Origin of the sequence: Bacillus sp. AR2-1, assembly GCF_008368755.1 — a bacterium.
Taxonomy (GTDB): Bacteria; Bacillota; Bacilli; order Bacillales; family Bacillaceae_G; genus Bacillus_A; species Bacillus_A wiedmannii.
The window spans coordinates 226,010-238,882 of sequence record NZ_QORY01000020.1 but is presented as its reverse complement, the minus strand read 5'-3'; the positions used below and the strand labels follow the sequence as shown (position 1 = coordinate 238,882).

Genomic DNA, 12,873 nt, shown 5'->3' with positions numbered 1-12,873 from the left:
TATGTTTTCTTTCTTTACTTGTGGTGACACGATATTTCCTACATTTTCTTTCTTTACTTGCGGTGACACGATATTATCTTTTTTCGTTTGCGGAGAAATGATGTTATTAGGTTTCATTTTAGTAATTTGAGGAGCAATTAACTCACTTCCTTTTTTAATTACATCTGAAATTTTATATTCTTTTTTTGCTTTTATTGGTGGTTGCGGCGGCTGTGGTAATACATTTACCGAAAACTTTGTGTTTTCTTTTTCTGCTGGTTTTTGTTTTTCTATAACAGTTGGTTTTTGAATAACAGACGGTTTTTCAACTGGTTTTTCTATTTGAATTGGCTTTTCTTTTTGCACCTCTTTTTGTGGCTTTACCTGCACTTCTTTTTGCGGTTTCACTTGCATTTCCTTCTGTGGTTTTACCTGTACCTCTTTTTGTGGTTTCACTTGCATTTCCTTCTGTGGTTTCACTTGCATTTCCTTCTGTGGTTTTACTTGCACTTCTTTTTGTGTTTGTTGCATAGCAGGTTGCTGTGTAATCGGCGCTGATTGATACGTAACTTCTTCCTCATCCTCTATTCCAAGCGGAGTTGGCGTTGCTGCAAATTCTTTTTGTTGTACTTCTTTTACGTATTGTTTTGGAGGTGATGAACCTGCTCCAGCATGTTGTTTCACGTGAACGCTGTTTGATGGTACTTTAATTTTCATACCTGGCATGATTAAATCTGGATTACTAAGTTGTGTATTTGTATTTTTCAACGTATCAAAATCTACTCCGTACTTTTTCGCAATTTTCCAAAGGGTATCCCCTTTTTGCACGATATGAATTTTCAAATTTTCCCCCTCCTGTATAACTTATCTATAAGTAACAAATCTCATGAAGTAACCCTTTCTAAATAACGCTAACTTCTTTTCACTTGTATCACTTCTTCGATTTTCAATATCATTAGAAGTGGAATAAGCATAAGAAAATCACAATGATTTCTTCAAAACAATGTATGCCCATTTTGTTCTTGTTATGATTATATGCATGAAAAAAAGCAACAGAAATACCGTTGCTTTACACACGCTCTAACATACGATTTAATGCAAGAACCGCTTCTTCAGTCACTTGTTTATCTACGCTAATAACGTTAATTTCTTCTCCTCTTTCTACCGTTTCAAGCACCCATAATAAGTGCGGCAGATCAATTCGATTCATCGTTAAACACGGACACATAAATGGATTAAGTGAAACAATCTCTTTATCTGGATGTTGCTGAATAATTCGGTTCACTAAATTCATCTCTGTACCAATTGCCCATTTACTTCCAGGTGGCGCTGCTTCAATCATATCAATAATATATTTCGTTGATCCTGCATAATCCGAAGCATCAACGACCTCATAGCAACATTCTGGATGTACAATAATATTCATATCCGGATGATTTTTCCGTACGTTCTCAATGTTTTTCACTGTAAAGTTTTGATGAACCGAACAATGCCCTTTCCATAAAATCACTTGAATTTCTTCTATATCTCCATCGTACTCTAATGAATCTGTATGTGGGTCCCATACTGCCATTTTATCTAATGGGATACCTAAATCGTAAGCTGTATTTCTTCCTAAATGTTGATCCGGTAAAAAGACAAGACGCTCTTTTTGTGTAAACGCCCAAGACACCATTTGTTTTGCATTAGAAGAAGTTACTGTTGCTCCGCCATTACGACCACAAAACGCTTTAATTGCAGCTGTAGAGTTAACATATGTTAACGGAATCATCGTATCTCCAAATAATTTTGCGAGCTCTTTCCATGCCCTTTCTGTTTGTTCAATATCTGCCATATCTGCCATCGAACAACCTGCACGCATATCTGGCAAAATAACGATTTGATCATCTGTCGTTAACATATCTGCTGTTTCTACCATAAAGTGTACACCGCAAAATACAATATATTTCGCTTCTTTATTGCTCGCTGCAACTTGTGCAAGCTGAAGTGAATCTCCTGCTGCATCAGAAAATTGTACCACTTCATCTTTTTGGTAATGATGTCCTGGAATAAATAGTGTTTTCCCCATTTTTTCTTTAATTTCACGAACACGCTTTTCCATTTCTTCTGTTGTCATCGTGTAATAACGCTCTGGTAACATCGTTTCAATCGGTTGCACTTTTTCTAAAATACTCATATTCCTTTCTCCCCCTCTAAGCCACTTTCCTTACGCCTCAATATTGAAACTAATATCAAGTGCTTTCACTGAATGTGTTAACGCTCCAAGTGAAATATAATCGACCCCTGTTTTTCCATATTTCGATAAATCTTCAATTGTAATGCCTCCTGATGCTTCCGTAACGATGGCACTTGGTACAATCTTTGAAAACTCCCGGATCTCATCTGGCGTACGGTTATCAAACATAATAATATCTGCACCAGCAGCTACAGCCTCTCTCACTTGCTCCTCCGTTTCTGTTTCCACTTCTACTTTCACCATATGTCCTAATTTTTCTTTCACCGATGTAACAGCTTTCGTAATAGAACCAGCAAAAGTAATATGATTGTCTTTAATCATGACACCGTCATATAAACCGAAACGGTGATTAAATCCGCCTCCGCACACGACTGCATACTTATCAAACATGCGTAGCCCTGGCATCGTTTTTCGCGTATCGCAAATACGTGTATGGCCGCTATCTAAAGCAAGAACAGCTTTATGTGTCATCGTAGCTATCCCGCTCATACGCTGGATAACGTTTAATATAACGCGCTCTGCCGTCAATAACGAAGCAATTGGTCCTTGCGCAGTTGCTATTATTTCGCCCTTTTCTACAAGATCTCCATCTTTTTTATGAAGCTCCACTTCAATTTTTTCATCAATTAATTTAAATCCTTCTTCAATTACTAGACGCCCCGCAAAGACACCTGTATCCTTCGCAAGAAACGTTCCTTTTGAAAGTAAATTGTCTGGAAAAATAAGCTGAGATGTTACATCTCTTTCTCCTATATCTTCTAGAAAAAATCGATTTAATGCTTCTTTCACTTTTATCGTGTTCATAGAGCCCCTCTTCCCTTCATCACACAAGTTGTAGTTTTCTTTTCACTCGAACGATCTCTTTTTTTACGCTATTTCTATGTGGATAATCGCTTCGATAATGGCCACCAATACTTTCTTCTCTTTGCAAAGCTGACACGACTATAAGCTCACAGGCTGTTAACATATTAATAAGCGTTATCTCTTCATTTGTAAGAGCATCATGTTGTAATATCATATTTCGAACACCGTACTTACTAAGCCATCTCTTTGCATAAGATAAACTTTTCTCTGTTCGCACAATCCCAACATATTTCATCATGCATTCTTGTATTTCTTCTTTCGCCGGCAAATGATTCAGAACGATAAACTTCTTTTCCTTCCCAGCCACGTTGTTCCAGCTTTCTTTTGTCGCTTTCGTTAAAATATGTTGTCCTATTCTTTTTCCAAACACAAGACTTTCTAATAATGAATTACTTGCTAATCTATTTGCTCCATGAACACCATTACAAGCTACTTCACCGACCGCATATAAATTTGGAATGGACGTCTCCCCATCACAGTTCGTTTTCACGCCGCCCATATGAAAATGAGCACCGGGTACGACTGGAATGCGTTTTTCATTTATATCGACACCATTCTTTTCACACAATGATGATACAGTCGGAAAACGTCCTTCGAAATTTTGAATAGACTCGATATTTACATACACTTGTTCACCCGCCAAAAGCTGCTCATGAATCGCTCTTGCTACTACATCACGTGGTGCGAGATCGTGATCAGGGTGTATATTCATCATAAAACGCTGCCTTTTTCCATTCATAAGGACAGCTCCTTCACCACGGACAGCTTCAGAGACGAGGCCGCAGCATCGCCCGTTCGCGTATAACATTGTTGGATGAAACTGTACAAACTCTAAATCTACGAGCTCCCCGCCTGCGCGGTACACCATCGCAAGTCCATCACCCGTAATTGTCTTATCGTTAGAAGTAAAGGCGTATAAACCGCCAATCCCACCTGTTGCTAACACCGTATAATCTGCAACGTAACGCTTCAACTTCCCTTCACTAGTTCTTGTTAAAACTCCAACACATTTATCATTTTCTATAATAAAATCGAGCACCATTTCCTGTTCCACTACCGTAACGTGCGGAGCTACTTCTTGAATGAAATGCTCTAATAAATTCTTTCCTGTTGCATCGCCACCTGCATGTAAAATACGACGCTTTCGATGTGCGCCTTCTTTTCCAAGATGAGGACCCGTTTCATCTCCATCAAATTTCATTCCATTTTCAATGAGATTATTCATTTCTTTCGGTCCTTCCTCGACTAAATAACGGACCACATCTTCATTGTTATAATGACATCCTGCTACTAACGTATCTTCAAAATGATCATTTGGATTGTCATATGTTGCAACTGCTGCGGCAATTCCACCTTGCGCTAAATATGTATTATTATTACGATTTGTTTCCTTTGTGATAATAATCACATTCTTTTCGTGACAAATCTCTTTCGCAACACGAAGTGCCGCAACGCCACTTCCAATAATTAAGACATCTGCACTTGGCATAATTGTTGCCTCCTACTTTACACTTTTCAACTGTCTTGACACCTATATTTACATAGTTTTAAAATAATGACAAGAGTTTTTTTATAATTCTTATTTTCACTACCATTTAAAAAATACAAGAAATGTAACTCTTACTAGGGAGAGGAACTTACATGATGATATATCTTGACTATGCAGCTACTACACCTATGAGTGAAGAAGCATTACACACATATATGAAAGCAGCATCGCAATACTTCGGAAATGAACAAAGTTTACATGATATTGGAGGAACAGCCTCTTCTTTATTACAAGTTTGCCGAAAAACATTTGCTGAAATGATTGGCGGAAAGGAACAAGGGGTATTCTTCACAAGCGGTGGCTCGGAATCCAACTACCTTGCGATTCAATCCCTTCTCAATGCTCGAAATAAAAAGCACATTATTACAACACCTATGGAACATGCATCCATTCGAAGTTATTTTCAATCCTTACAATCAGAAGGGTATACAATTACTGAAATTCCTGTTGATGAAGGCGGGCTAATTCATTTAGATGATTTAGAAACAGCCATTACAGAAAATACTGTTCTAGCAAGCATACAGCATGGAAACTCTGAAATCGGAACCGTTCAAAACATCACAGAGATCGGGGCACTTTTAAAAAAATATAACGTTTTATTTCATTCAGATTGTGTACAAACATTTGGTAAACTTCCTATCAATGTTTTTGAGATGGGAATTGATAGTCTCTCTGTTTCAGCACATAAAATATACGGACCAAAGGGTGTTGGCGCTTGCTATATAAATCCCCAAGTTCGCTGGGCACAAATATTTCCGGGAACTTCTCATGAAAAAGGATTTCGCCCAGGTACAGTAAACGTTCCTGGCATCGCATCTTTTTTAACAGCTGCTGAGAATATATTAAAAAATCAACAAGAAGAGAGCTTACGTTTTAAAGAGTTACGATCCTACTTTTTAAGACATTTACAAGCGCTTCCTCTAGAAATTCAAGTAGAAGGTCATTCTACTTCTTGTTTACCACATATTGTTGGGGTTACAATAAAAGGAATAGAAGGTCAATATACAATGCTAGAATGTAATCGCCATGGTATTGCCATCTCCACTGGAAGTGCTTGCCAAGTCGGTAAACAAGAACCTTCGAAAACAATGCTTGCAATTGGAAAAACGTATGAAGAGGCAAAACAATATGTTCGCTTCTCTTTCGGACAACAAACAACGAAAGATCAAATTGATACTACTATTCATGCACTACACACAATTGGAAATCAATTTTATAGAGGTGTTAAATCATAATGAAACAAAATGAACAAAAAAAGATTTTAGGTGAAGAAAGACGACAACTTATCCTTCAGTGGCTTCTCGCTGCAAACGAACCGTTATCTGGGAATGAACTATCGAAAAAGACAAATGTAAGTAGACAAGTTATCGTGCAAGATATTTCCTTGCTTAAAGCACGAAACGAACCAATTATTGCGACTGCTCAAGGGTATTTATATTTAAAACCACAAGAGAAACAACAAGCTTTCGAACGCGTAATTGTATGCCAACATAAACCAGCGGAAGTACGTCAAGAACTTACAATGCTTGTTGACCACGGCGTTACGATTAAAGATGTAAAAGTTGAGCATCCTGTATACGGTGACTTAACAGCGTCCATCATGGTAAGTAATCGCTTTGATGTAGAGCAATATTTACAAAAAATTGAAAACACGAATGCTTCCTATCTTTCGCAACTAACAGATGGTATTCACTTACATACAATTGAGGCAGATTCGAAAGAGAAATTAGACGCTGCTTGCGAGGCACTAGATAAAGCAGGATTTCTCGTTTATTAATTCATGTAAAGCACAGAGTTTTTATCATTCTCTGTGCTTTTTTAGTGATATAATATTGTAATCAATTGTAAAGGAGCTCAAACATGGGAATTGAACTCGTTCACTTTAGCATTGGCAAACCAAAACAAATGAAATATAGCGAAGATAAAGAAATAATTACTGGTATATGTAAAGAACTTGCAGAAGAAGCTTTTCTCTCAAAAGATGGATTTCGTGGTGATGATGTAGCGGATTTAAAACACCACGGGGGACCTGACCGCGCAGTTTGTGTGTACCCACACGAACATTACGCACTATGGGAAGAAGAATTTCAAACTACGCTTCCAGCTTCCACATTTGGCGAAAACATTACCGTAACAAATATGTTAGAGCGTGATGTTTGCATCGGAGATACATATCAACTAGGTGAAGCAATCATTCAAGTGACACAAGCGAGAGTACCTTGTAGCACAATTTCAAAACGCCTTGGTATTCCTGGCATACTGCCGCGCATTGTAGCAACTGGATTTACTGGTTACCTATGCCGTGTTCTTCAAGAAGGGAACGTACGTAAAGATTCAAAAATTACATTACTAGAACGTCAACCGAGCAATGTTTCTGTCTTGTTCTCTAACGAAATTTATTTTCATAATAGAAAAGATAAAGATGGCATCGAAAAGATTCTTGCTGTTCCAGAACTAGCCGATATTTGGCGTGGTCAGTTAGAGGATCGTCTTGCGAAGTTAAAATAAATAGAATCCCACCATTTATAGGTGGGACTCTATTTATCTATCACAAAATGTATTATCCGATGAAATTATATCAGCAATTAGAAGGGAAATATCGACAGTTCATCCACCTCTCTTACAACCAATAAGAACAATAACTCCCGAGCACAGTAACAGAAAAACCAAGTGCTTCAAGCTCCATCGTTACGCCTGGCAATAATACATCATCGTATGCTTTATCGACATCAATTAAGAAAAAGTAATTTCCTAGTCCTGTTTTCATCGGACGCGATTCGATTTTTGATAGATTTAATTTTCTCCATGCGAAAGCTGATAACACTTGATATAGTGCCCCTGCATAATCAGCAGGTAACGTTATCATAAGCGTCGTTTTCTCTCCGCGGTTTTCTCCGTTATTTGGGAGTATTGCTTTCTTTTTCTTATGGAGCACTAGGAAGCGTGTATGATTGTTTTTGTGCGTATGAATATCACGCCTTACAATTGTTAAACCGTATTTTTCTGCAGCCGCTTCATTTGCAATGGCAGCGATTTTTTCTTCAGGATGTTCTTTCACATATTGCGCAGCTGCACTTGTTGATGTCATATCTCGGACGGTTACCCCTTTTAATTCTTCATTTAAAAACTTATGACATTGTGCAATAGCGTGTGGATGAGAGTGCACTGCATATACTTCTTCCCAAACTTCTGCATACTGCGGATGTACAAGTAAATGTTGCTGAATTGGTACTGTAATTTCTCCTACAATAGAAAGTGGTTGCTCATGTACGAGGTAATCAACTGTTATATTCACTGAACCTTCTATCGCATTTTCTAGTGGTACCACTGCATAATCTACATTTCCATTTGCAGCTGCATCCATACAATCTGGAATCGTTCGATACGGTACATGCTCTGCTTCCGGAAAAAAACGACTCACCGCCATATTTGTAAATGTTGCTTCTGGTCCTAAATATCCTACTCGAATCATCGTCTTTTCCCCTCTTTTTCGTTTTCTTACTGTTATACCATACTTTTTTATATTCTTCTATGTAAATTTCGAATATTAAAAAAAGACTAGCATTCGCTAGTCTAAATGTTTCCTATATTCTCTTTGAGCGAAAAAGAAATAAACGATGCATGCAGCGATATAAAACAGAATAAACAAGCCTACTTTTCGTAATGAACCATCCATAAAGATCGTATTATGGAACGTATATAACGCAACTGCACTATGCATACTTCCTACTATAATTGGCGCAAAAAATAGCATACACAATTGCCAACGAGAAATTTTCCACACTTCTTCCTTCGTCATTCCAAGCTTAGCAAGTGCCCCGTACTGCTTTCGATCAGATGCAATATTATGAAACCATTTAAAATATACGATACTACATGAAGTAAGAAAGAATAATATACTAATGAATGATCCTATAAATAGAGTAATATCACCGAACGATTTCATATTCACATATAACTCCATATTACTTCGAAATGCATTATCTTTATCTTGTTTCATATGTTTCCGTAAATCTTCATTTAATTCTTTCGTATTTTCGATATTTGGTAATGTATAGCCTCTATATATCATTTTTTCAGAATCAGGAACCTTATTTGCTATACTGTCAAAGTCTTCATCATGCATGACGAAGAACAGACCATTAATGTGCGAAGGATGATGGTTAAATTGAACCCCTTCTTTCTGACCGTTAAATACGAATTGATATGGTTGATTCGTTACTTGCAATTGAATCTCTTTTTGATTATATACATTCGAATTATTGTATTTATTATAATAAACGAGTGTAACTGTTCCTTTTTTAGGATGATACGTTTTCTGTTTTTGTTTTCTTGCCTCTTGATTGTATTCACTTTCTTTAATGAGCGGCGCTACTTCTATTTCTCCCTTATTGGACTGAAAAGATGCATACACTCCAATAAAACTCATAGATTGAAAGTCATTATATCCATATTGGTGCAATAATTGTTCAACCGTGCCTTCCGCAAAGACTTCATGAGAAGAAGTACCCTTTTCTATGTAAGAAAATGAGTGTACGCCCCCGCTCCGCCACATATCTTGCATACCAGAAAAATATAAGAACACCGTACCTGTTGCCGTAACTACAAACGTCGTTGCCATTGATATTAGAAAGAAAAAACGACCATTTTCCTTCATTCGATGTGACAATTGATTCACTATAAATAAATACGGATATGTATACATAATCTTTTTATTTCGTTTTATTATTTCTAATATTTGAGCAGTGCCGTGTGTAAAAGAAAAATACGTTCCGAAAAAGACAAGTATAGACACAGGAAAAAAATAGAATGCTATCGTTCGTATAGTCGCTTGTAACGCTAACGCATATCCTATACCTAAGCAAATAAATCCGAATATACAAAGCCGCATTGATGTTTTCTTCTCTTTTCTATCCTTGCGAAATTCTTTTAATAACCGAATGATTTTTATATTCCATATACGCAAAGCACTTATAAAAGATAAGACAACAAATACGACCATATATACAATAAACGTTCCCCCGATTGCTCTCACGTCAAATATGACAGGGAGTTCTTTCGGAAGCCCCAGTAACATACTAAACACCATGAAGAAGAGCTTTAAAAAGATCATACCAAGCCCAATACCGAAAATATTAGCAAATACCCCGATCAATATTTGCTCGGTCATAATTACTCCTATTACGTTAGATTTCGTTGCTCCCATTAACATGTATAATCCTAATTCTTTCTTACGTGCCTCTATGAAAATAGAAGTAGAGTACAAAATAAATATGACAAAAAAAGAAATAATTATAACATTACATATGATAAGTCCCCAGCGTACGTTTTGATACCACATCGTCTCTTGCATATACGGATGTACAATGACAGACATGTATGCAAAAGACGCGAATATTGCAAAGCAACTACTTAAGAAAAACACTTTATAATTACGCCAATTTCCTTTTATATTTTGTAGCGCTAGTTGCCGAATGTTCATCTATCGTCCCCCTATAACTTACTACATAGGCAAAAAGCTAGAGGTTTCTCTAGCTTTGCACGTGTTTCAAATATCCTCTTTGTGCAATCATAAAGTAAATCGCAGAAGCTACAACGTACGTCCCAATTACAATCGCTCCTGATTTCCACAAATCGATATAAAGCATTTTCCCTAACGTATGAAGAGCAAATCCACTATGAATTGCACCGATTAAAATTGGGATAAAGAAGATAACGCCCATTTGTCGAATTGCAATTTTGCGAATTTCTTTATCTGTCATACCGATTCTCTTTAACGATTTAAATTGAATACGATCTTGTTCTTTATCGTTAAACCATTTAAAGTATGTCATACTACAAGCGAAGAAAAAGAACAGCACAGCTACGAAGAAACCGATAAACATCGTAATTGCTCCTGATTCCCTTATATCTTTATAAGCAAGCACTGAGTTGTTTAGTTCCATTTGCTTATCTGGCGCAATTTCATTTTTCAAATCTAACACAAGGTCTTCCGTACTTTTCCAGTCTTCTATATAATAACCGTAATATTTCGTCTTTTCTTCATTTGGTACAAGCTTTGCGTATTTCTCAAAATCTTGATCATTCACAATGAGATATTCACTATCATTAAAAACAGAAAATGGAGTTGGCTCATTTAATTGAACAGACTGCGTTTGGCCGTTCATTTTAAATTCATACGGTTTTGAACGATCTATCTTCATCATGTCGTTCGCTATATCCATTATGACCATCGTTGCACTACCTGGTGCATTATGAACTTCTCTAACTTGCTCTCTCTTTTGTTTACGTACTTCAGCGTTATATTCTTTTTCTGAAACAATCGCCATTGGCACTTCATGTTCACCGTTAAACATCGTGATTTTTTGACTTCCAGGAAGTTTTACGTACGTTACTTCTCGCGCATCTTCAAATCCGTGTTTTTTTATTAATTCTTTTGCTTTTCCTTCTTTTATGACATTATGCGTATTTATTCCCTTTTCCTCGTACGAAATAGCATGCGGGGTACTAGTTGCTGCCTTATAACTCATATCCTCAAAAAATACGTACAGTGTACCAACTGCCGAAGATACAACCGCCGTAATGATAGAAATTACAAATAGAAAACGAGCATTATCTTTCATTTTATAAATAAGATTGCTAAGTACGAACATATTTGGGTATGTATAAAAAGATTTTTTTCTTTTTTGCAATGCTTTTAATACGACTGTACTACCTTGTGTAAACAGTAAATAAGTTCCGCCTATCGTCAGCCCTACAATCGGTAAAAACAGAATGATAAAATTCATAAATGTTACTTGGAAGCTAAGTACATATGCAACAATAATACATCCTATACCAACTACACATAACGATGTAAATGCAAAAGGTTCTACTTTTTGTTTTCTTGCTTCTCTTAATAAATCAATAATTTGCAAGCGCCCTACTGTCCAAACACTAAACAATGATAGGATTAAAAATAGAATAAAGTATACACCTGCTGTAATAAGAATTGCTTTACTATTCCATACGAGTGGAAGTGTTTTATCAATTTTTAGTAATACACTCAGTGCTTGGAAAAATAACTTTGAACAAAGCATGCCAAGCCCAATACCTACTACAATTGCAATACTACCTAACATAAGCTGTTCTAATATAATCATTCGGCCAAGTTGAGATTTTGTTCCACCTATTAATGTTAATAGACCAAACTCTTTTTTTCTTGCTCGTAAAAATGTTGAATTTGCATATAAAATAAAGAGTGCTGAGAAGATGACTACAATATAATTCATCGATTCTAGCCCTTTTGAAATCATCTCTCTCATACTAATATTACCACTTACGACATCTGGATGATAAATAAAGGAAGCATACATGAAAAATACGACAATCGATAAACAGCTACTAATAAGGAAAGCTTTATAATTACGCCAATTTCCTTTTACGTTATTAAGCGCGAGCTGGCGAAAGTTCATGATATTCTCCTCCTAGCATCGCAAGTACGTCCAGAATTTCTTGGAAAAAGGCTTGTTTCGTTCTTCCTTTATGTATTTCTGAGAAAATTTCTCCGTCGCGAATGAAAAGAATACGTTCGCAATAACTCGCTGCTACTGGATCATGCGTTACCATTGCAATTGTCACTTTCTTTTGTTCATGTAAATCTTGCAATGCACTCATTAATGATTTTGCTGACTTCGAATCTAAGTTTCCAGTTGGCTCATCCGCTAAAATTAGCGTAGGTTCATGAATGATCGCTCTCGCTGCTGCTGCACGTTGTTGTTGTCCGCCTGACACTTCATATACTTTTTTATTTAAAATTTCTTCGATGCTTAAAAACTTTGCAATCTCAAGCACTTTCGCATCGATTTCATTTACAGATTTCTTCGCCATTACAAGTGGTAAAATGATATTTTCTTTAATCGATAACGTATCAAGTAAGTTAAAATCCTGGAAGATGAATCCTAAATGTGTACGACGAAACTCCGCTAATTTTGCAGCACGCATTTGATTAATTTCTTCACCATTTACAAGCACATGACCTGAAGTTTGCTTATCAATTGTTGCTAATAAGTTTAAAAGCGTTGTTTTCCCGCTCCCTGAAGGCCCCATAATTCCTACAAATTCGCCTTCTTCTATTTTAAAATTTATATCGTTTAAAGCAGTCGTCGCTACTGAACCTTTTGATTGGTACACTTTTGTTAATCCTTTTACTTCAAGAACACTCATTTCTAGTCCCCCTATGTGTTTTCTTCTTACACTTACTATA

Annotated in this window: 10 protein-coding genes and 1 pseudogene; 3 read left to right on the top strand and 8 right to left on the bottom strand. The window is 36.5% G+C overall.

The window, feature by feature from the left end:
- The 4 genes and pseudogenes from exsA to nadB form a co-directional block, all read right to left on the bottom strand.
- A pseudogene (exsA, locus tag DT250_RS24000) lies at positions 1–822 on the bottom strand (spore coat assembly protein ExsA); the annotation flags it as partial.
- Between the two features lie 226 nt (positions 823–1,048).
- Positions 1,049–2,155 carry a quinolinate synthase NadA gene (gene nadA / locus DT250_RS23995; protein ID WP_149213786.1) on the bottom strand — a complete coding sequence of 369 codons (1,107 nt, stop codon included), beginning with the start codon at positions 2,153–2,155 and terminating at the stop codon, positions 1,049–1,051.
- Between the two features lie 30 nt (positions 2,156–2,185).
- Positions 2,186–3,019, bottom strand: a complete 834-nt coding sequence (nadC, locus tag DT250_RS23990; protein WP_088064469.1) for a carboxylating nicotinate-nucleotide diphosphorylase — start codon at positions 3,017–3,019, stop codon at positions 2,186–2,188.
- A 19-nt stretch (positions 3,020–3,038) separates the two neighbouring features.
- Positions 3,039–4,568 (bottom strand): L-aspartate oxidase, encoded by a 1,530-nt coding sequence (nadB, locus tag DT250_RS23985; RefSeq protein WP_149213785.1) that lies wholly within the window; start codon positions 4,566–4,568, stop codon positions 3,039–3,041.
- Positions 4,569–4,720: 152 nt separating this feature from the next.
- Between nadB and DT250_RS23980 the strand changes: the two genes are divergently transcribed.
- The 3 genes from DT250_RS23980 to DT250_RS23970 all read left to right on the top strand — a co-directional run bounded on the left by DT250_RS23980 (position 4,721) and on the right by DT250_RS23970 (position 7,136).
- Positions 4,721–5,863, top strand: a complete 1,143-nt coding sequence (locus DT250_RS23980; RefSeq protein WP_088064471.1) for an IscS subfamily cysteine desulfurase — start codon at positions 4,721–4,723, stop codon at positions 5,861–5,863.
- A complete protein-coding gene (locus DT250_RS23975; RefSeq protein ID WP_000812272.1) occupies positions 5,863–6,405 on the top strand; it encodes a transcription repressor NadR in 543 nt (180 codons plus the stop codon). The genes DT250_RS23980 and DT250_RS23975 overlap by 1 nt, the downstream gene beginning before the upstream one ends.
- An 83-nt stretch (positions 6,406–6,488) precedes the next feature.
- Positions 6,489–7,136 carry an MOSC domain-containing protein gene (locus DT250_RS23970; RefSeq protein ID WP_149213784.1) on the top strand — a complete coding sequence of 216 codons (648 nt, stop codon included), beginning with the start codon at positions 6,489–6,491 and terminating at the stop codon, positions 7,134–7,136.
- Positions 7,137–7,248: 112 nt separating this feature from the next.
- On the opposite strand, the gene pheA is transcribed toward DT250_RS23970, so the two are convergent.
- The 4 genes from pheA to DT250_RS23950 all read right to left on the bottom strand — a co-directional run bounded on the left by pheA (position 7,249) and on the right by DT250_RS23950 (position 12,833).
- On the bottom strand, positions 7,249–8,100 hold the full coding sequence (gene pheA, locus DT250_RS23965; RefSeq protein WP_098089336.1) for a prephenate dehydratase: 852 nt from the start codon (positions 8,098–8,100) through the stop codon (positions 7,249–7,251).
- 96 nt (positions 8,101–8,196) lie between these two features.
- Positions 8,197–10,110 carry an ABC transporter permease gene (locus DT250_RS23960; RefSeq protein ID WP_149213783.1) on the bottom strand — a complete coding sequence of 638 codons (1,914 nt, stop codon included), beginning with the start codon at positions 10,108–10,110 and terminating at the stop codon, positions 8,197–8,199.
- A 49-nt stretch (positions 10,111–10,159) separates the two neighbouring features.
- On the bottom strand, positions 10,160–12,082 hold the full coding sequence (locus DT250_RS23955; RefSeq protein WP_097889241.1) for an ABC transporter permease: 1,923 nt from the start codon (positions 12,080–12,082) through the stop codon (positions 10,160–10,162).
- Positions 12,057–12,833, bottom strand: coding sequence for an ABC transporter ATP-binding protein (locus DT250_RS23950; RefSeq protein WP_097889240.1), 777 nt, complete (start codon positions 12,831–12,833; stop codon positions 12,057–12,059). The genes DT250_RS23955 and DT250_RS23950 overlap by 26 nt, the downstream gene beginning before the upstream one ends.
- Between the last annotated feature and the right edge of the window lie 40 nt (positions 12,834–12,873).

Excerpts from the sequence above, each read along its gene's own strand:
- nadA (WP_149213786.1), bottom strand. The coding sequence starts at position 2,155 with ATGAGTATTTTAGAAAAAGTGCAACCGATTGAAACGATGTTACCAGAG.
- nadC (WP_088064469.1), bottom strand. The coding sequence starts at position 3,019 with ATGAACACGATAAAAGTGAAAGAAGCATTAAATCGATTTTTTCTAGAA.
- DT250_RS23955 (WP_097889241.1), bottom strand. The coding sequence starts at position 12,082 with ATGAACTTTCGCCAGCTCGCGCTTAATAACGTAAAAGGAAATTGGCGT.
- DT250_RS23970 (WP_149213784.1), top strand. The coding sequence starts at position 6,489 with ATGGGAATTGAACTCGTTCACTTTAGCATTGGCAAACCAAAACAAATG.
- nadB (WP_149213785.1), bottom strand. The coding sequence starts at position 4,568 with ATGCCAAGTGCAGATGTCTTAATTATTGGAAGTGGCGTTGCGGCACTT.
- DT250_RS23960 (WP_149213783.1), bottom strand. The coding sequence starts at position 10,110 with ATGAACATTCGGCAACTAGCGCTACAAAATATAAAAGGAAATTGGCGT.
- DT250_RS23950 (WP_097889240.1), bottom strand. The coding sequence starts at position 12,833 with ATGAGTGTTCTTGAAGTAAAAGGATTAACAAAAGTGTACCAATCAAAA.
- DT250_RS23975 (WP_000812272.1), top strand. The coding sequence starts at position 5,863 with ATGAAACAAAATGAACAAAAAAAGATTTTAGGTGAAGAAAGACGACAA.
- pheA (WP_098089336.1), bottom strand. The coding sequence starts at position 8,100 with ATGATTCGAGTAGGATATTTAGGACCAGAAGCAACATTTACAAATATG.
- DT250_RS23980 (WP_088064471.1), top strand. The coding sequence starts at position 4,721 with ATGATGATATATCTTGACTATGCAGCTACTACACCTATGAGTGAAGAA.